Below are 19475 nucleotides of genomic sequence, written 5' to 3'. Positions count from 1 at the left end.
CGCACCGAGTTCGCCGCATCGCGGGCCGTCGGTGCCCGCTATATGACTTGTGCACAGCCGTGTACCAGAAAGAGGACTCGAAGCCGTTCGTGTGATGGTCGATGAAGGGACGACCGTGCGGCGGGCCAGACGGCTGTCCGTCATTGCCGGTCACGAGTGGGCGGGGATTCGGCTCATTCTCAGCCTGCTCCAGCCAGGTTGGGCACTGGTTCGGGCGAAGCCATCCGGCTGTGGTCGGGACGTGCTGATGCACCGGGGACGATGGGACGGTTGCGCGATGCTGTCCCGTACGGGGGTCTGACTCTTGAGATCTTTGACCGAAGTGTCCAGTCACAGGCTTGTCGACTGTCGTTGCGGGATGGTTTCTGCTGGTACCGAGCCACAGGGCGTGTCCCTATAGGGGCCTTGCCGAGTTCCAGGCGCCATCACGGTTCAGACCGCCCGAGCGGGCCGGTGCCATCCACCCAGCACGTGAGCACGTGGGAGGCGAACCATCATGACGACCAGAGAGCGCAGCACCTCCTCCAGCATGGATCCGCCCAATCGGCGCGAGGTGGTCCTGGGCGTGGACACGCACGGCGAGGTGCATGTCGCCGCCGTGGTCTCCCCGCTGGGAAAGGTCCTGGGAACCGAGTCCTTTCCGGCGACGGCGGCCGGCTACCGACAGCTGCTCGTCTGGGCCCGCAAGCGGGGGACGGTGCGCCGGGCCGGCGTGGAGGGCACCGGTACCTTCGGAGCGGGCCTCTCCCGGTACCTGCTGGCTCAACACGTCGAGGTGTTCGAAGTGAACCGGCCCGACCGCACGGCCCGCCGGCTGCTCGGCAAGTCGGACCCGCTCGACGCTCAGGCCGCAGCACGGGCCGTGCTCAGCGGTCGCGCCCAGGCCCGGGCCAAGTCCGGCGACGGACCCGTGCACGCCGCCCGGATCTACAAGCTCGCCAAGGACTCCGCGGTCAAGGCCCGCACCCAGGCGATCAACCAGCTCAAGGCCGTCCTGGTCATCGCCGACCCCGCGCTGCGGGAACGGCTGTCGAGCCTGGGCAATGCCGAGTTGTTCCGCACCTGCGCGCGCCTCGGCCCGCACGACGGTGGGGGAGACGAGGACGCGGTGGCCCAGGCCACCCACATGACGTTGCGCATGCTCGCCGAGCGCATCGGACAGCTCACCGCGCAGATCAATGAACTCAACCAACGCCTGACCCGGCTCGTCGAACACCACGCCCCACAGCTGCTCGAACCGGTGGGCATCGGTCCGGACAGTGCCGTCACTCTCCTGATCACCATGGGAGACAATCCCGAGCGACTGAACACCGAGGCGTCCTTTGCTGCCCTTTGCGGAGTCAGCCCCATCGAGTACTCCTCCGGCCGACGGCGCACGCGCCGGCTCAACTACGGCGGCGACCGGCAGGCCAACGCCGCCCTGCATCGCATCGTCTTCACCCGCCTGCGCCACGACCCGCGCACCCAGGCGTACTTCGAACGCCGCACCCAGGAGGGCAAGACCCGACGAGAGATCATCCGATGCCTCAAGCGATACGCAGCCCGCGAGGTCTTCAACCTGGTCAGACCAGTTTCCCGCGCCCCCGCGTTATAGGGGCGTCGGTGATACGGCGAGGCTCCGCCGCGGTCCGTCATGGCGGGGTCTCTGCCCGGATCCGTGAGACGCCGAAGCCGCACCGGAGCGCTCCGGTGCGGCTTCGGCGTGAGGTCGAACGCGTTGGCGCGCATGATGTGGTCGGTGCTCCTGAGTGGTCCGTGTGCCTGTAGCTTTCTCGGGTGCCTGATTCGCGATCGCACCCGCTTATCCGTCCGTACCGGGGTGCGTCGTTCTCCCAGCGCGACGAGACATGCTCATGCATCTCAATTGCTGCTTCGCCCGAGGGGCCGACCACTTGGCCGGGCTCACACGGCATGATGGGCATCAGAAGCGGAGTCGTAGGCTATAAAGCTTGCGGAGCAGGGCCCGTGAAATATCGGCAGCTTCGTCTCCAGCCAGACGGAGACCGACCTCACCGCCGATGACATGCGACTGGCCATCGGCGAGTTTCTTACGGCGTGCGACGAATACGAAATGGCCCTGCTGTACATCTTGGGGCACGGTGTAAGACCGGGTCAGAGACGGCGGCGAGTTCTACGTCGTCGCCCGGGACACCGACTTCGACCGGGTGGCCGAGACCGGTGTTAGCGCCGGTTTCTTCGATGAGCTGTTGGAACAGTGCGTCGCGCCACAGAAGGTCGTCATGATCGACTGTTGTCGCAGCAGTGGCTTCGCCGTCGGCCTACGCACCTCCGACCAGCAGCCGAACGGCGCCGTGGCCAAGTCTGGCGAGCCGGCCCTGCTGACCAGTAGAGGCATGATGACCGCCGACGGCCCGCTGAACGACCTCGGCACCCGCACACGGCCGGAAGACGGCACGCCCCCTGCGCCGAGCAGACAAGGGACGACAAGAACGGGGCCGGCCCGCCGCCCGTGAGGGTGGCAGGCCGGCGAGGCCGCGCCGGCCTCCGGTGGCAACGCCGTGGCCTGCCCACGTCGAATCGCCACTACGTGTCTTCAGCGGGTGCGTGAGTCAGACCTCTGGGGGACTGCACCGCAGTTCCGTCACAGAACCGGCTCCCTCCCGACACGTCATGTGGCGGTCCCCCCTGTTTCAGGCCAGCTTCGCGGTCAGGGTGATGGTCGTGCCGGTCAGGGCCTGGCTGACCGGGCAGTTCTTCTTGGCGTCCTCGGCGGCGGCGACGAAGGTGTCGTTGTCGAGGCCGGGGACGGTGCCCTCCACCGTGAGGTGGATGCCCTTGATGCCCTCGCCGGGCTGGAAGGTGACGTCGGCGGAGGTGGTGAGCTTGGTGGGCGGGGTGCCGGCGCCGGTCAGGCCGTGCGACAGTGCCATGGAGAAGCAGCTGGAGTGGGCGGCGGCGATCAGCTCCTCCGGGCTGGTCCTGCCGTTCGCCTGCTCGGCGCGCGACGGCCACGACACCGGCTGCTCGCCGACGCCGGACGAGTCGAAGGTGACGACGCCGTTGCCCTCGAGCAGGTTGCCTTCCCAGACGGTGTGCGCGGAGCGCGTGGTTGCCACGGTGGTTCCCTTCGTTGAGCCTTCGGCCCCTGATCGGGGCAGCGAGCCCATCGGATCACAGGAGGACGTGGCACGGCGGCACGGTGTCCCACGGCGATACCGGCGGTCGTGCGGTGTCAGCACCGCCCGCGAACGCAGGCCCTTGCCCGGACGGCACGCTTCACGAAGTTGATCGTCGTTCACTTTTGCGTAATCGTGTACTGCGTGCTGTAGGGCACGTAAGGCAGTAAGACGAAGGGAAAGTGCTCCGACAGATGATCCCTCAGTTGCTGGAGCAACCTTCTTGGACCGGTCTGATCAGTCGCCAGGCCGGAGCAGCGTGCCGTCTCGTCTCTGCACGTCGGCTGCGTCACGCTGCGCGCATCGACCCAACGCGTCCCGGAGACCCGTGCAGATATCGTGATCTCTCGTCATCGAGAGCCGGTACACATGCTCGTCGTCGGCGCATCGCTCGGGGCGGCAGTCGAGTCGGCCGCCCGTTTCACCCGCACCGCACGCCGGTGCACCGCACGAAGGAAGCCTCTTCCATGGAGTCCGTCCGCGTTCTGCTGGTCGACGACCAGCAGATGATCCGCACCGGTTTCCGTCTCATCCTCGAATGCGAACCGGACATCGCCGTTGTCGGTGAGGCGTCCGACGGCGACTCCGCTGTTGAGCAGGTCCTCGCCCTGCGGCCGGACGTCGTCCTGATGGACGTCCGCATGCCCGGCACGGACGGTGTCGAGGCCACCCGGCGCATCGTGGAGTCCGGTGCGGAAGCCCAGGTCGTGATGTTGACCACGTTCGACCTGGATCGGCACGTCCTGGACGCTCTCAGGGCCGGGGCCGTCGGTTTCCTGCTCAAGGACGGGCCCGCACAGTCTCTGGTGGAGGCGGTACGGATGGTGGCCGCCGGTGACGCGGTCCTGTCCCCCCGTGTCACTCGGCGGCTTCTGGACCGCTTCGCCCGTCTGCCTCAGCCGGCCGTCGGGGCCGTGTCCAGGCGGCTGGAGCATCTCACGGCCCGCGAGGTCGACGTGTTGCGCGCGCTGAGTCGGGGGCTGTCCAACGAGGAGATCGCTCAGGAGTTGGACGTCAGCAAGAACACGGTCAGGACACACATCGCTCATATCCTGGAGAAGTACCATCTGCGTGACCGGGTACAAGCGGTGATCCTGGCCTACGACGCCGGCCTGGTCACACCGGTCGGGCACGCTTCCACCGTCCGCTGACAGGCTGCTCCTCCCTGACGGCCTCCCACGAACGAGTCGTCAGCGCATCCGGGGCGCGAGATCAGAGGCGCAACGGCGACTGCGCGGGCGGCACCTCGTACGGCACGGCCTCGCGTACACCCGAGTACCTGGTCCGGCCCCACCGGTGTACGGCGTCGACAGAGACCCCGTACGGCGCCAGACGTCCGTTCAGACGCATCACACGGGCTTGCAGCGCCCGTTTGCTCACCGGCTCCCCGGCGGTGCCGAGCAGCAGACCCAGATCGTGACAACACCACTCACGGGAAGGCAGGCTTAGAAGTTCCAACAACACCTGCTGAGAAGCCTGGTGAGGCACGACCTGCGGACGACTCTGGGACGGTGCCCGCAGGCGTTGACGCCTCGAAGAGAGATCGATCCACCTGCGTTCGGCGACGATCCGTCCGGCCAACTCCCTAGGAGGGGTGTCCCGGGGGAGCACGTTGACGGCCCCCGCACGCAGCGTGGCGACCACGTCCACGTCCCGGGGGGCCAGCACCACGACCGAGGAGATCGTGCTGAGCACGCGCACGCGCTGCTCAAGTCGGTCCGTTCCGCCGTCCTCTGACACATCGAGGACGGTCAGTCCGTCGGGCCTGCGCAGCAGCGACATGTAGGCCGGTGCGGAACCCCATGAGTGGGACAGGGCCGGCAGCACATGGTACGGGCGCATGGTGCGCAGCAGACGGGCTGTCTTCTGCCGGCGCAGTGAGAGGACGACATCGACGGGGCAGGAGGAGGACATCGCAGTTGTGGGCATGGGCATGGGCATGGGCATGGGCATGGGGGTGGTACTCGTGTGGCGGGGGGTGGTACTCGTGTGGCGGGTCCGTTCCATGCTCGGCACCCCCGCGCGCCACCGGCTGCTCAAGCGGTGGTCGTCATGTGCTCACCTGTGCTCAACGGCGGCCGCCGAGGGTGCAGGGGCGACGAACCCTCCGCCCCTCGTGGGCGGCCGCTCTTGGTGATCCACGGACGCATATGCTCCTCTCGGAGTACTCCCGTCGCGGCCGCGCTCCGCGCTGTCGCGGTCAGCGGCCCGGGCGCGTCGGGCGAGACGGAGAGGCGGAGTGAGTGAGCACGCGCGGCGGCAGCCTGGGCCGGCGGTTGGAACGAGTCCGGGAGCGTTCATTCCTCGGACGCAGGCATGAGCTCCACTTCTTCCGCGCAGCGTTGCACGGAGCATCCGGCGCCGCCTGCGTTCTCTACCTGCACGGTCCGGAGGGCACGGGCAAGTCGATGCTCTTGCGCCGGTTCGCGCTGGAGGCCCGTGCCGCAGGCCGCACCGTCGTACGGGTCGACGGGCGGACCACGCCGGCGACCGCCGATGCGTTCATGCGTGCCGTACGTCCCGTTATACGGGAGCCTGGAGCCGTTCTGCTCGTCGATTCCTTCGAGCACTGCCGGTCCTTGGACGGCTGGTTGCGTGAGGAGTGCCTACCCCGCCTCCCCTGGGGCACCGTGGTCGTCGTGGCGAGCCGCCACGAGCCTGACCCTCACTGGCCGGCCGACCCGGGCTGGACGGGGCTGCTGCGTGTACTGCCCCTCGGCGGTCTGAGCAAGCCCGACGCAGCGGCGTTCCTCCGGCAGCGAGGCGTGCTCCCTCACCTGCACGACGCCCTGCTGGAGTTCACCGGAGGGCACCCCCTGGCTCTCGCCCTGGCCGCGGAGGCGGCGGTGCGCACGGAGACCGATGGCGGCGCCGATCATGCGGATCCTCCGCTGGGCCAGGACGCCGTCGCCACTCTGCTGCGCCGCCTCGTCGGTACCCCGCCCGACGAGGCTCACCAGGCAGCCCTGGACGTGTGCGCCCAGGCCCGTGTCACTTCGGTGGCGTTGCTGCGGGCGGTCCTCGGTGACCAGGGCGAGGATCTCTTCCTCTGGCTGCGCGACCAGCCGTTCGTCCAGACCACCCGGCTCGGTGTGGCCCCCCACGCCGTCGTACGCGAGGCGCTGAGAGCCGATCTACGCTGGCGTGATCCGGCCGGATTCGCAGAACTGCACCGGAGGATCCGGGGCCACCTGCTCGAACGGACGAGGCTCGGGCCCGCTTCCCGCGTCCTCGAGACCGTGGGGGACCTGCGGTTCCTCCACCGCTCCGGGCGCTTTCTGGCAGATGCGCACGGCCGGGCGTCGGGCGGCCGGGCCGAAGAGCTGCCCCGCGCGGTCGGGCACGAGGCGACGCTGATCCGCCGGATACGCCGCCAGGAGGGACCGGAGTCGGCGCGCATGGCCGCGCACTGGCTGCGCGAGCAGCCCGAGTCCTTCCTTTTGCAACGCCTCGGACCTGGTGAGGATGACGTCGGATGTTCGGCGTGGTTGAGGCTCATGCCCTTCGAAGGGGAGGCGGAGGACCCGGTCGTCGCCGCCGCCTGGGCGCACACCAGGAAGCACGGTCCGGTGCGGGCCGGCGAGCACATCGCGCTGGCGCGGTTCCACGTCGGCGAGTACGGCGATCACCGTCCCTCCCCCGTGATGGACGCGTCCCTCGGGCGCATGGTGGGGGAGATCATCCGCGACGACAGACTGGCCTGGGCGTTCGCCGTCCTGCGCGACGACGGCTTCTGGGACTCTCATCTGCGCCACCACGCCATGGAGCCGACGGCCGGCACGGTGACCGTCGACGGTCACCGTCACCGTCTCTTCGCCTGCGACCGGCGTGCCCTGCCCGCGGTGTTCGGGGGTGCGGCGAACGCTCCCTTGCTCACCGGCGCCGCTCCTGGTCCAGCCCGCTCCGGGAAGGATCCGTGCACGGCGGCGGAGATCCTGGTGCTGGGCGAGGAGGAGTTCGCCGTCGCCGTGAAGGCCGCTCTGCGAGCCTTGCGCCGGCCACGTGAGCTGGCGCTCAACCCGCTCCAGCGCAGTCGTCTCGTCCTGGCGCACGGCATGGGTCTCAAGGACGTGGTCACCAGCGCGATCGGCAGCCTGCCGCTCGAGCGCGGTGGTGACAAGGGCTACCGGGCGGCGACCGCCGCCTACGTCGAAGGGGCCTCGACGCAGGCGGCCGCCGCTCGGCGCCTGGGGCTTCCCCTCAGCACCTACCGCCGCCACCTGGCGTGGGCGACACGCCGGATCACGCGGATCATGTGGGAGCACGAACTGTCCGGAACCCCGCTGCTGTCACCCGCGGACCGGCCGCGGCGTTGACTCAGGTGACCGGGAGAGCGAGGACGGTCCCGGCCTCGTCGTCGTGGGACCCGGTGCCGTCCTCGTGGCCAACGGGCTCGGCGAGGACGCAGGAGCTCCGGTCGTCCGGCGGGGGCGGGCCGTACACGGACGGAAGGGGGAGGGCGGCATGCACACAGTAACCGCCTCCGGGCCGGTGACCGGTGTGCAGTGTGCCGCCCATGGCCGCGACCCGTTCCCGGATCCCGACCAGCCCGTGCCCCGCCCCCCGGTCGAAGACGTGGGCCGGTGAAGGCGCGGCCTGCTCGCCGGGGCCCGCGTCGCAGATCCTCACGGAGAGCCTGCGGCGGTCGTGCTCCCACGTCAGCGTGACGGCGGTGCGGGTGCGGCCCGCGTGCTTGAGAGTGTTGGTGAGGGCTTCCTGCACGATCCGGTAGACAGCCAGTTGCGAGCCGGCCGACAGGTCGACCGGTTCCCCGCTGATGGTGCAGTGGACCTGGAGACCGGCGGCACGTACCGACTCCAGCAGCGCCGGGATGGCGTCGATGGTGGGCTGCGGTGGCTGCTTGCTGGGGTCGGTGTCGTCCTCGTCGTCGGTGCGGAGCACGTCCAGCAGTTGCCGTAGCTCGGCGACGGTGGCCCGGCCGGTCTCCTCGATGGTGCGGTGCAGTTCGTGGGCCTTCTCGGGGTCGCGGGCCTGGACCCGGTCGGCGGCGATGGTCTGCACGACCATGAGGCTGACGTTGTGGGCGACGATGTCGTGCAGTTCCCGGGCGATGCGCGCGCGTTCCTCCATGACGGCGGCACGGGCTTTGGCGAGCTGTTCACCCTCCAGTGCCTTGGCGCGCTCCAGCGCCTGATCCTGCATAGCGGTCCGGGTTCGTACCAGCCGGCCGAGGGACCAGGCCGCGGCCGTCAGCACCGCCTCGGTCGTGCCCGCGGCAAGCCAGTGATCCGCGGGCGCCAGCACGGCTTCCGTCACGGACAGCGCCGGAACGTGGAGGAGCGCCACAAGAGCGGCCGTGCGGTGTTCGGTCCGCACGGCGGTCAGGAACAGGGCCGTCGCGGCGCACAGGTAGGTGGGGCTGATCGCGGTCCCCTGCGGCCCCACCAGGTGGGGCACGTAACGCAGCGCCTGAAGGATGCTGCAGGCGACCGCGACAACCACGAGGCTCGCCAGCGGGAACCGGTGATGAACGGTAATGGGCGCACCGCAGACCAGGATGAGCGCGACCCACCAGCCGCCCGGCGCGTTGTGCAGGGCCTCGCTCGCAGGGACCAGGGAGGGCAGGGCCAGGCACCAGCCTGTCAGGAGAACGCCCAGGGCCAGGTCGGTCAGGGCGGGGGGCAGACGGCGGCGCGGCCACGAGTTCAGTGCGCTCATGACGGTCCACGTTAGACCGCGCCGACCGACAGCGGCCCGCCGGGACACCGGAAGACGGCGTACCCCTCGTCCGTGGGTCAGCGCGAGCACGGACAGTCCGGATGCCTGTGCAGGAGCGTCCGGGTGCACGTACTCGTTCTCCAGGACGAGCAGGAGAGCGACCTCGTCCGGTCGGCCGATCCGCGAGTTCGCCTCGAAGGCGGAGCTCGCGGACGACCGGGACGGTTGGACTGGAGGGGTTGACCGATCCCTTCGCAGAGGAGTTCCGGTGAGTCCGGGACCAGTCCCTACCCGAGCCGACCCAGTGAGCGGCAGCAACGCCACGGACCCCGCCGGCTCCTGTGGTGGCGGTCTGCTCGGCGAGCACGTGGCCGCCGCACGTGCCCGGGCCTTCGTCGGCAGGGCGGCCGAGCGGGACGCGTTCCGAGCGGCGCTGGCGGGAGAAGCCGAAGCCCGTCCCGTCCTCTTCGTGCACGGGCCCGGCGGTATCGGTAAGTCCGCCCTGCTGCACCGCCTGTCCTTGGACGCGACCGCCGCCGGCAGGACGGTGGTGTGGGTGGACGGTGCGAGGACACCGGCGGACGCCTGCGGTCGCCTGGATGTGTTCCGTGATGTCCTTGACGATCCCGCAACAGTCCTGTTGGTCGATTCCCTGGAGCGGTGCACCGGGCTGGAGGCGTGGCTGCGCGAGAGCTTCCTGCCCGACGTACCGAGTGATGCGGTCGTGGTCATGGCGTCAAGAACCCCGCCGCAGCTCGGCTGGAGAACCGATCCCGGCTGGGCCGCCTGCGCCCGGTCCGTGAAGCTGCCCGCGCTGAACGCGGAGGAGACCACCAAGGTCCTGGGCGACCAGGACGTGCCGCCGCCCCTGCACGTCCCCGTGCGGGAGTTCGCGGGCGGCAATCCCCTGGCTCTGTCCCTGGTCGCGGCCAACGCCCGCACCGGTGGGGAAGCGGGGTGGTCCATGGACGGGGGCGTCTCCCGACGGCTGACCGCGGTCCTGTTCCACCGTCTCGTCGGCAGTCTTCCCACCGAGCAGCACCGACGGGCTCTGCAGGTGACCGCCCGGGCAGGGACCGTCACGGAGGAGTTGCTGCGCGCCGAACTCGGCGCCGGCGCGGCGGCCCGGTCGTTCGCGTGGCTGCGAGCGCAGCCCTGGGTGACGGCCGTCGGGTGCGGCCTGCTGCTGGACGAGGCGGTACGCAACACGGTCGAGCACGACGCCAGATGGAACGACCCCGGTGGGTTCGCCGCTCTGCACGAGCGCCTGCACGACCACCTGGTGGAGCAGATACGCACCGTGCCTTTCGACCGCGCCCTGGACGCTGCGGGAGCCCTGCACCGCCTGTACCGGGACATCACGGTGCTGCCACCCGCCCATGAGGGGGCCGCGCGGGACAGCCACGAGGACGAGGCGTGCAAGCCTGTGGACGAGGCCACCGTGCTCGGCCTGATCGAGGACTGCGAGGGGCCGGAATCTGCGAAGAACGCACGGTTCTGGCTGCATCACCAGCCGGAGGCGTTCAGGGTCCGGCGGCCGCTCCCGTACGGCCCACCGCGAGCCTGTTCGGCCTGGCTGCGGCTGACGGCGTACGAAGGGGAGACAGCAGATCCCGTGGTCGCCGCCGTCTGGGACCACGTCCGGCGGCACGGGCCACTGCGGGCGAATGAGCGGATCTCGGTGGCCCGCTTCCATGCCGACCCGCAAGAGCGACGGGACGCCTCATCGGCCATGGCGCTGTCGCTGCGGGGCCTCGTCGCGGAGACCGTGCGGACCGGCGGACCGGCCTGGGTGTTCTTCGTGCTCCGGGACGACGGCGTCTGGGACGGGGCGCTGCGCCGGCACGGGCTGCTTCCCACGGAGCACCGCTGGGGCGTCGGTGGCGTTCTCCAGCGTCTGTTCGCCCGTGACGTGCGGGTCTTCCCCGCTTCCGACTGGCTGCGGGGGCTGCTGCACTCCGTGTCGGGTGAGGGCGACGGCCGCGACCCCTGCCATCGCGTGAACGGTACCGGCCTCGTCCGCACGGACGAGGCGCGGACGCGGACAGGGGTCCTGTCCGAGCAGGAGTTCGCCGACGCCGTGCACGCGGGACTGCGTGCGTTGCGGCGGCCGTCGGAGCTCGCGCTGAATCCGTTGCGGCGTAGCCGGGTGGCTGCCGTAGGCGGTGCAGACCTGGCGTCCGTGCTCCAACAGGCCGTCTACGAGCTGGCCGAGGAGCAAGGCGGGCACGGACCGCACCAGGCCGCGGTGACCGCGTTCGTCGAAGGGACGGCCACGCACCGGGCAGCGGCCGAACGACTGGGAGTGTCTCTGAGCACCTACCGCCGTCATCTCAGGACTGCGGTCGAGCGCGTCTCGGCTCGTCTGTGGCATGAGGAGGTGTACCCGTCCGGTGTGCCGGACGGGTACACCTCCTCCGTGGGCGACCGGGAACAGAGCCGCGTGGAGCGCTGACGCACGAGGGCGGCAGGCGGAAGGGCGGCACCCTCGTGCGGGTCTATGCTTCGCGGACTAGGTGCGATTCCTCCTGGTGGCCGAGATCGCAGCGGATTCCGCGCGAAAGGATCGGCTCATGGATCGCATGCATGTTCTCGTCGCCCTGATCGCTGTTGTGGCCCTTGCCCTCACCGCGTGGACCAAGCCTCTCAAGGTGTTGTCCTTCTGGCCCCTCGTCATCGTCTGCATGATCTCCTACCCCGTGGGCGCACGGCTGTTCTCAGCGTTCGAGAAGGGGCGGTCCGGCGGTGCGTGGGTCGAATGGACCTTCCTGCTCAGCGTCGCCCTTCTGATCACCGTGCTCGTCGCGTCGGCCCTCCGGTTCCTCACGTCCTCCCGAGGCCCACACACCGACCGTCACGCCTACCACCAGGACCCCGACGCGTGAGTGTCCCTCTCCCGTAGTCTGGTGAACCTTGATCTGTGACGGTCCGGGGTTCCGTTCCCCTGAGTTCGGAACGCTGCTGCGGCCCCGGACCGAGAGGTCGTGTCGGTGAGCGGGGCGCGGGGCGCGTGTTCCGAACACTCCGTGTCGTTCGGCAGCGTCGCCGACACGGCTGTTCAGCCCCATGCTTCGACGGTCAGCTTCGTCATGGACGACAGCCTCCCGCTCCGGCCGGGCCCGCACGGGAATGACCCCCTTCCAAGGGGCCGGGATCCTGCCATGGGGGACGACACCGCAAATGACGGTGACGAGCCCCGGTCGGTGGCCCCGCAACGGCTGTCGGCGGTTGCCGCACTCCTGCACCGTGCCCTGCCCCCGCCTTCCCTGACTTCATAAGCCGAGGACCACTATGCCCGCCCCCGCCCCGATGACCACCACACCCCATCGCCCCCGTCTGCCTCACACCGGGACCCGCACCCTCACCCGTCCCGCTACGCTCGCTGACTTCGACGCGGTGAACGCGCTGCACAACCGCTGTTCGCTCGAGACGCGCTTCGCGCGCTACCAGGCCGCCCGGCGTTCCCTGCGCCGGGGCGAGTTCCACCACCTGACCCGCCCCGGCCTGGGCCTCACCTGGGTCACCCACCCGGAGGACGACCCACAGCGACTCATCGCGACCACCAACCTGGTCCGCACGACCGAGCCCAGCACCGCCGAACTCGGCATCATGATCGAGGATCCGTGGCAGAGCCGTGGCCTGGGCACCACGCTGGCGCAGTACGCCCGGGAGCAGGCCCGCACCTTCGGCTGCTGCTCCATGAGTGTCATGACCGGCTTGGACAACGTGCGCATGCTGAGAATCCTGAGGACGCTCGGTGCCTCCCGGCCCGCCGTTCACCGCTCGACCGCCGACCTCACCGTCCCCGTCGAGCAGCCGTAGCCGCTGCTGCCGGGCACCGGTGTCCTCCAGGACCGCACCGATCAGCTCGGGATCGATGATCTCGGTCAACTCGCCCAGATGGCCGGGCGCATACACGTCGAGGGCTGTCGCACCGGACCTGACGCTGACAGGATTCTGCGGCAACGGGACCTCCGGGACACTCGCAAAGGCTTCGACACCATGCGAACTACCAGAGGTCCCGCCTTCTCGACAGGGCGCACGAACCCTTAACGCACTGGCGTTGCACACAGCGGGACGCCAGCTTGGCGCACCGTGGCCGGTGACCGGTATGCGTCTGGTGAACGTCCGCCCAAGCACCGGGTACGGCGGTTGCGGCGGCGTCGCGGAGGGGCGGTCGTTCAGCCGAGGGTGTAGCCGTACTTCTCGGCAACCTCGCCCATGGCGACCACATCGGCCGGGTCGAGGGGAGGGCCGACCTGGCCCCGGACACCGGGGCGGCCGATCTCCTGGAACATGCCGTCCATGCCGCCAGGCACATAGAGGAAGTACATGCGGGCGGGGTGGCCCGGGCTGGTGTTTTTGAAGGAGTGACGAACGCCCTTGGGGACGTACACAACCCCTCCGGGTTCGACGTCGAACTGCTCGTCACCGGCGGTCACACGAAGTGTTCCCTCAAGAAGAACGAACGTCTCGGACTCGCGATGGTGGGTGTGCGGCGGGGGGCCGGCATCGGCCGGAACGACGGCCTCGGCCAGGGACAGTTCACCGCCGGTGTCAGCGGCGCTGAGCAAGGTGGTGTAGGTGTCTCCTACGAGGAACACAGGGGATCCACCGTCCGGCGGTATGTGCAGTGGGGGCAAAGACATGGTTCGTACTTTCTTGCGGGTGCGGGGAGCGCTGTGGTGCGCCTGGCTTGTGGGAAGAGACGTGGCCTGTGCCCGGACCACGGGCCGTCAACCGCCACCTCGCGCCCATCCGGTGCCGGGAACGGTCGAAGAGCGGCCGGCGAAGATGCTCGCCGGACGGGTGGCGAGAACAGCGCCGCTCGTGGAGGGCGTGGCGTTCTCGAGGGTGTCGCGGGGGTGTCGCCGGGGCAGTGACGGCGGCCCGCCGGATCGGCCCGTTGCGTCGACGACTGCGGAGCGTGTGGTCTCCCAGGAGTCGCCGGAAGGATCGTCTGCCCGCCGTTGGGGCCGGGTAGTTCGCGCCTCGGTGGGTCCGTCCGCCAACAGCATGAAGGGGCGGCAGAAGCGGGCGGCCGCGGTCAGCTCCTCGGGAGCCCTGCTGCCGCTCGTCTGCTCGCCGATGCCGAAGAAGACGAAGGCGACGGCGCGTTCGCCCTCAAGCGGGTTCCTTCCCAGACGGTGGGTGCAGGCACGGTGGGTCCCATCCTCCTCGTGTATCGAGCCTCTCGTCGGGGCTGCGGGACATATCCGAGCACACGATGCCGCGATACGGCGGCTGGACGAGTGACAGCAACATGGCACCTTGTGTCCCTCTTGTGAGGAATGATTCGCAGGGTCGGCGGCCGTCTCGCCGACCGTCGAATGACGCACTCCAAGAAGCGCCGATCGCCTCGACCGCCAGCGGGATTCACTTCCGCGAAAGGCATGAGGGGAGGTTCATGGCCAGAAGAAGCCATGAATTATGTAGGGAAGATGCCGTACAAGCGACCTTCGCGTTGCTTCAGTAATTGATGTGGCGCGACTCGCCGATCACCGGCAGGAGCAATGCGCCGTCTCGTCCGTCCGCGAACCCCGTGTCTCGACGGCACGGATCGTCGCAGTGAGATCACGGAACGACCCGTGCGGGTTTCGTGACCTGCTCTGCCGGTGGTCTTCGTGGTCGTACCTGCCGAGTAGCAGCGCACGGGGAGCGGACAAAGGCCCGGTGGTGACTGTTCCGGGGCCTGGCCCGTCCGCGCTGGACGGCCTTGCATTCGGGGTCCTGGACAGCAGGCGAAAAAGCTGGGCGGAGTCGGCCCGCGCAGGGCAGCGGCGGCGCAGTCCACCGCGGGTCCGCAATAGCGCCTGCCGGCTTCGCGGCCAACTCTCCCTCTGATCGCCCTGGTGCAGGCAAGCGGAGGGCGCTCAGAGAGTCGGCGTCACCGACGGGCGGACCAGCCCACTCTCGTAGGCGAAAATGGTCGCCTGCACACGATCCCGTAGGCCCAGCTTGTTGAGCACTGAGCTCACGTGCACCTTCACCGTTCCCACGGCTACTTCCAGACGCGCGCCGATCTCCGCGTTGCTCAGGCCCGTGGCGACGAGGACGAGGATCTCGCGTTCGCGGTTGGTGAGGCTGTCCAGCGCCCTCGTGATCTCCGGAGCGAAGGAGGCCCCCCGAGCGAAGGCTGCTATCAGACGTCCCGTGACCGCGGGCGCGAGGACGCCGTCACCGGAGGCGACCACCCGTATCGCGGCCAGGAGGTCCTCCGGCTCGGAATCCTTGAGCAGAAAGCCGGAGGCCCCGGCGCGCAGAGCCTCGTAGACATAGGCGTCGAGGTCGAACGTGGTCAGCACCAGAACCCGGGCGCCGCTGCCGTGATTGGTGATCAGCCGGGTCGCCGTCAGTCCGTCCATACCCGGCATGCGGATGTCCATGAGCACCAGGTCGGGCGCGAGCTGTGCCGACATCGCCACAGCCGCGTCACCGTCCGCTGCCTCGCCGACCACGGTCATGTCGGCCTCGGCCGTCAGGATCGCCACGAAACCCGCGCGGACGATCGCCTGATCGTCCACGACCAGCACACGGATACCGATGGTCCTGCTCCTCTCTTCACCCGCACCGGGGCCACTGTCTGCGCCGCATCCTCCCATGGAGGCGGTGCGCGGGAACCACCAGGTCGGCGTGCGCATCCAGAGGCCGCCACGCAGTCGCCGACCTGTCGGCACGGGCCACTTCTACATGCGAGGGGTGTTCGCCACGACGGCTCTTCGAGGCGCTTTCGGCGCTCTGCCGGCGTCCAGGCTTCCGAGCAACTGGCGCATGGCGCTCAGTGTCGCCCGCGTAGCGGCGGCCACCTGCTCCAGGCTGCCCTCCTCAGCCGAGGAGATCATCCGGTCCGTCTGCCGAAGCACCGTCTCCCGCAGACCGACGGCGACTCGCTGCCGCTCGCCGTGGACCATGGCCCTCGTGCTCGACAGCACAGTGGTGAGGGCCGTGTCCTCCCGGCCCAGTTCCCGCCGGCGACGCCTGTGCATCAGCCATCCCGCCCCCCAGGCGGCCGTGCATCCCAGGCCGGACACGACCAGCGTCCAGCAGGCGAGGAACAGCACGAGAAAAGGCCCGGCCGGGTCTCCGAGCAGCGTCCCGTCGGCGGCGAAGGCGGCCGTGAAGGAGATCGCCGACGGGAGAACCGCGGCGGGCACGGACAGAAACGACAACCGTGAGCCCGCCGGACATGTCAGTGGATGCGCCGTCGGCGGCGGGACGTTTCGGCCGGAGGGCACGGGCGCGGTTCTCAGGACCCGGCCGTATGCCGCGACCGCGTAGACCGCGGCCGGTGCGACGATGCCGCCGCCGAGGAAGCAGATCGCGGAGGACGGCGGCAGCGCACCACCGCGGAGCAGAACCGGCCACAGGAGGGCGGCGGCCCCGGTCACCGCCAGGACCGCCCAGGGCGCGTGGCGGCGCCACAGCAACGGCAGCGCGTGGAGGGTCAGCACCGACACGAGCAGCAGGCACGTGCCGGCCTCGTAGCCGGCCTCCTCCGCCTTCGTCAGGGCGACGCCCGACGCCACCGCGGCGGCCGAGCCGAAGACCGCCCTGTCCGCGATCCGCTGTTCGCGAGGAAAGTCGCGCCGACGTCCTGGGCTCGGCCGAGGGCCGGACGCGGCGTCGGGGAGCACGGCGTGTACGCGCCAGCCTCCGTCGGGGCGGGGTCCCGCGGACAGCCTCCCGCCGAGGACGGCGGCACGCCGGTGCATTCCTTCCACCCCCCGGCCGGAGCCGATCCCCGCCGTGCCGGTGTGCGCGCCGCCGGGCGGCCTGCCGTTGTCGACGGTCAGATGCAGGGTGTCCCCGTCCCGTTGCACCCGCACGCTGACCGCGGCGCCCGGCGCGTAGCGAAGGGCGTTGGTCAGGGCCTCCCGGATGATGCCGTGGGCCGCTTCCGCCGCGGGTCCGGTGAGATCAGCGGGCAAGGAGACGGAGACGGGGCGGCCCAGCCTGCCGAATCCGGCGATCAGCGTCTCGATCGGAGCGGTCATCGCCTGGGGAGCCGGTGGGTCGTCCACCTGCATGACCGCTACGAGACGCCGCAGTGCGGACTGGGTCTCCCGTGCGGTGCGGCGCGCGAACGCGAGTGCCTCCGCGGCCAGGTCGGGCCTGCTGTCACCGAGCCTGCGGGCGGCCTCGACGGATACCACGACGGAGGTGAGGTGGTGCGCGCTGATGTCGTGCAACTCACCGGCCAGCCGTTCCCGTTCCGCCTCGGCGGCCTGCGCCTGCTGCTGCTCGGCACCGGCCAGCCGCTCCGCCGTGGCCTGCCGTTCCCGCAGCCAGTGCCGGCGGCCGGTGCCGAGAGCGGACACCAGCAGAAAAGGGCCGACACCAGTGAGCCAGTCGGAGAGGAGAAGACCGCCGACGCCGTGCCGTGCGGCCGCCTGCAGGAGCTGGACGACGGCGACAGCCGCGGTCGCGCCCAGGCCGACGGGCCAGCTGCACAGAACGGTGACGGTGAACAGCGCCACCATGACCGCCAGCCCCGGTACCAGGCCCAGCAGGTCAGGTGGCGCCAGGATCTGTCCCACCACGGACACCGCGACGATGACGCCCAGGGCGGCGAGCGGTGCCCGGTGACGCCGATCGAGCGCCACCACAGCGAGCGCCGTGGCACAGAAGGCGGTGATCCACTCAACGGTGTCCGGCGGCTCCTTCGAAGACGCAACGACGCTGAACCACAGCAGCAGTTGCGCTCCCATGAACAGTACCGGCAGTGGCCTGACCCGACGTCCTTTCCCCATTGGCGCAAGTGTATGGCCGGGCGTCGCCCTCCCCGACACCGCGGGGTTCAAGGGGTCACGCGGTGCCGGCCCTGCGGTCGCGCCACCGCTCTATGTCCCGCGGACTAGGCGACGATCCTTCCGGCGGGCGACGGGGCGGCACGTTCAGCGCGAAAGGATCGGCACATGGATCGCGTCGTCGCGTCGAGCCTCCGGGGGGATCAGGTCCTTCCAGGGCACACGCACCGACCGGTACACCCACCACCACGACTTCGTGTGAGCGGCCGTCCACTGCGCCCGTATCACCCACACCAACTGGAGACCGGCACAAGCATGCCCACACAACCTCGCATGTCCCGGACCGCTGTCGCCCTGGCGTCGCTCGCCGTGCTGGCGGCCACCGCGGTGACAGCCTGCAACCCCGAGACCGCCGACGACGCTCGCGGCGATGCCGCGACACCCGCGGTGCCCACCGCTCTCAGCGAGCAGGAACTGAAGTGGAGCACGTGCTCCGCTCCGTCCACGGCCCAGGGCGGCGGAGACAGGCCCGAGAAGCTGCCGGACGGAACGACGTGGCAGTGCAGCACCATGAAGGCTCCGCTGGACTACACGGACCCCGACGGCGAAACCATCGATCTGGCCCTGATCCGGGCGAAGGCGTCCCCGGACTCCGGCGAGAAGCGCCTCGGGTCCCTGGTCTTCAACTTCGGCGGCCCCGGCGGCTCCGGGGTGCTCACCCTCCCCCTCGCCGCCGGCGACGAGTACATGACGCTTCACAAGCGCTATGACCTGGTCAGTTTCGACCCTCGCGGGGTCGGGGACAGTGCCGGCGTGCACTGCCTGGACACGAAGGCCATGGACGCCTGGCTGGCCGCGGACGCCACCCCTGACGACGCCACGGAGGAGAAGGCCCGCGAGCGTGGGGTACGCGCGTTCGCCCGGGCCTGCCAGAGCGAGTCGGGCGCGGTGCTGGATCACGTCGGCACCCAGGAGGCCGCACGTGACCTCGACCTGATGCGCCACGTCCTGGGCGACGAGAAACTCAACTACTTCGGCATCTCCTACGGCACACAGCTCGGCGGCGTCTACGCACATCTCTTCCCGAAGCGTGTCGGGCGCTTCGTCTTCGACGCCGTGGTCGACCCCACCGAGGACGCCCTGCACGGTGCCCTCGGCCAGGCGAAGGGGTTCCAGGGCGCACTGCGCAACTTCCTGGAGGACTGCGCACGGCAGGACTCCTGCTTCTTCGAAGGCACGAACCCGCAGCAGGGCGAGAAGGACATCATCGCGCTGCTCGAGCGCCTGGACACCGACCCCCTGCCCACGGAGTTCGGGCGTCCCCTGACGCAGAGCCACGCCCTCAACGGCATCGCCGCCGCCCTCTACGACCAGGAGAGCTGGCTGCTGCTCAGGGGCGGACTGGCCGCCGCCATGGACGGCGACGGCAGCGCACTGCTGCTGCTCTCCGACCTCCTCAACGAACGGATCGACGACGACGGATACGCCAACATCAACGCAGCCAACACCGCGGTGAACTGCGCGGACTACAAGGACCGCTTCACCCTTGAGGACGTACACCGTCACCTGCCCCGATTCCGCACGGCATCTTCAGTGTTCGGCGACTGGATGGCCTGGGGGCTGCTCCAGTGCACCGGCTGGCCCGCTGACGGCCACGCACCCACCGTCGAGGTATCGGCCGACGGCGCGAACCCAGTCCTCGTCATCGGCAACACCGGTGATCCGGCCACTCCCTACGAGGGTGCCAAGAAGATGGCGGACGAACTGGGAGAGAAGGTCGGCGTCCACCTCACCGTGGACGGCGAGGGGCACGGCACCTACGCCGTCAACGACTGTCTGACCGAGCTGGTCGACGCGTATCTGCTCGACGGGACGGTCCCGGCGAACGGCACCGTCTGCTCGTGACGTTGGC

General features: G+C 69.8%; 14 protein-coding genes. 8 read left to right on the top strand and 6 right to left on the bottom strand.

What is annotated here, in order from left to right; translation table 11 throughout:
• Positions 1-496: 496 nt before the first annotated feature.
• Positions 497-1594 carry an IS110 family transposase gene (locus AB0E77_RS10050; protein ID WP_361568185.1) on the top strand — a complete coding sequence of 366 codons (1098 nt, stop codon included), beginning with the start codon at positions 497-499 and terminating at the stop codon, positions 1592-1594.
• A 571-nt stretch (positions 1595-2165) separates the two neighbouring features.
• The gene (locus AB0E77_RS10045; protein ID WP_361568183.1) at positions 2166-2474 is read left to right on the top strand and encodes a hypothetical protein; all 309 of its coding nucleotides are present in this window, start codon (positions 2166-2168) and stop codon (positions 2472-2474) included.
• A 177-nt stretch (positions 2475-2651) separates the two neighbouring features.
• Here AB0E77_RS10045 and AB0E77_RS10040 read toward each other — a convergent pair whose 3' ends face one another.
• The gene (locus tag AB0E77_RS10040; RefSeq protein ID WP_361568180.1) at positions 2652-3077 is read right to left on the bottom strand and encodes an OsmC family protein; all 426 of its coding nucleotides are present in this window, start codon (positions 3075-3077) and stop codon (positions 2652-2654) included.
• Positions 3078-3604: 527 nt separating this feature from the next.
• Between AB0E77_RS10040 and AB0E77_RS10035 the strand changes: the two genes are divergently transcribed.
• The gene (locus tag AB0E77_RS10035; RefSeq protein ID WP_361568177.1) at positions 3605-4288 is read left to right on the top strand and encodes a response regulator transcription factor; all 684 of its coding nucleotides are present in this window, start codon (positions 3605-3607) and stop codon (positions 4286-4288) included.
• Positions 4289-4349: 61 nt separating this feature from the next.
• Here AB0E77_RS10035 and AB0E77_RS10030 read toward each other — a convergent pair whose 3' ends face one another.
• The gene (locus AB0E77_RS10030) at positions 4350-5066 is read right to left on the bottom strand and encodes a hypothetical protein (protein ID WP_328660074.1); all 717 of its coding nucleotides are present in this window, start codon (positions 5064-5066) and stop codon (positions 4350-4352) included.
• Between the two features lie 413 nt (positions 5067-5479).
• Between AB0E77_RS10030 and AB0E77_RS10025 the strand changes: the two genes are divergently transcribed.
• On the top strand, positions 5480-7453 hold the full coding sequence (locus AB0E77_RS10025) for an ATP-binding protein (protein WP_361568174.1): 1974 nt from the start codon (positions 5480-5482) through the stop codon (positions 7451-7453).
• Position 7454: 1 nt separating this feature from the next.
• On the opposite strand, the gene AB0E77_RS10020 is transcribed toward AB0E77_RS10025, so the two are convergent.
• Positions 7455-8816: a sensor histidine kinase gene (locus AB0E77_RS10020; RefSeq protein WP_361568171.1), complete on the bottom strand. Its 1362-nt coding sequence runs from the start codon at positions 8814-8816 to the stop codon at positions 7455-7457.
• Positions 8817-9120: 304 nt separating this feature from the next.
• Between AB0E77_RS10020 and AB0E77_RS10015 the strand changes: the two genes are divergently transcribed.
• The 3 genes from AB0E77_RS10015 to AB0E77_RS10005 all read left to right on the top strand — a co-directional run bounded on the left by AB0E77_RS10015 (position 9121) and on the right by AB0E77_RS10005 (position 12638).
• Positions 9121-11271 carry an AAA family ATPase gene (locus AB0E77_RS10015; protein WP_361568168.1) on the top strand — a complete coding sequence of 717 codons (2151 nt, stop codon included), beginning with the start codon at positions 9121-9123 and terminating at the stop codon, positions 11269-11271.
• A 76-nt stretch (positions 11272-11347) separates the two neighbouring features.
• Entirely contained in the window at positions 11348-11701 is a 354-nt protein-coding gene (locus tag AB0E77_RS10010) for a hypothetical protein (RefSeq protein ID WP_143660383.1), read from the top strand.
• Between the two features lie 406 nt (positions 11702-12107).
• The gene (locus AB0E77_RS10005) at positions 12108-12638 is read left to right on the top strand and encodes a GNAT family N-acetyltransferase (RefSeq protein WP_361568165.1); all 531 of its coding nucleotides are present in this window, start codon (positions 12108-12110) and stop codon (positions 12636-12638) included.
• Between the two features lie 359 nt (positions 12639-12997).
• Here the strand turns inward: AB0E77_RS10005 and AB0E77_RS10000 are convergent, their stop codons facing one another.
• From AB0E77_RS10000 to AB0E77_RS09990, 3 genes are all read right to left on the bottom strand, one after another.
• Positions 12998-13390 (bottom strand): cupin domain-containing protein, encoded by a 393-nt coding sequence (locus AB0E77_RS10000; RefSeq protein ID WP_361568162.1) that lies wholly within the window; start codon positions 13388-13390, stop codon positions 12998-13000.
• Between the two features lie 1299 nt (positions 13391-14689).
• On the bottom strand, positions 14690-15361 hold the full coding sequence (locus tag AB0E77_RS09995; RefSeq protein ID WP_328661539.1) for a response regulator transcription factor: 672 nt from the start codon (positions 15359-15361) through the stop codon (positions 14690-14692).
• 141 nt (positions 15362-15502) lie between these two features.
• Positions 15503-17566, bottom strand: a complete 2064-nt coding sequence (locus AB0E77_RS09990) for a histidine kinase (protein ID WP_361568160.1) — start codon at positions 17564-17566, stop codon at positions 15503-15505.
• A gap of 312 nt (positions 17567-17878) precedes the next feature.
• Between AB0E77_RS09990 and AB0E77_RS09985 the strand changes: the two genes are divergently transcribed.
• A complete protein-coding gene (locus AB0E77_RS09985) occupies positions 17879-19468 on the top strand; it encodes an alpha/beta hydrolase (protein ID WP_361568157.1) in 1590 nt (529 codons plus the stop codon).
• The last annotated feature ends 7 nt before the right edge of the window (positions 19469-19475 follow it).

Origin of the sequence: Streptomyces sp. NPDC032940, from assembly GCF_040636935.1 — a bacterium.
Taxonomy (GTDB): Bacteria; Actinomycetota; Actinomycetes; order Streptomycetales; family Streptomycetaceae; genus Streptomyces.
The sequence above is the reverse complement of the archived record's forward strand: the minus strand, read 5'-3'. Positions and strand labels throughout refer to the sequence as shown.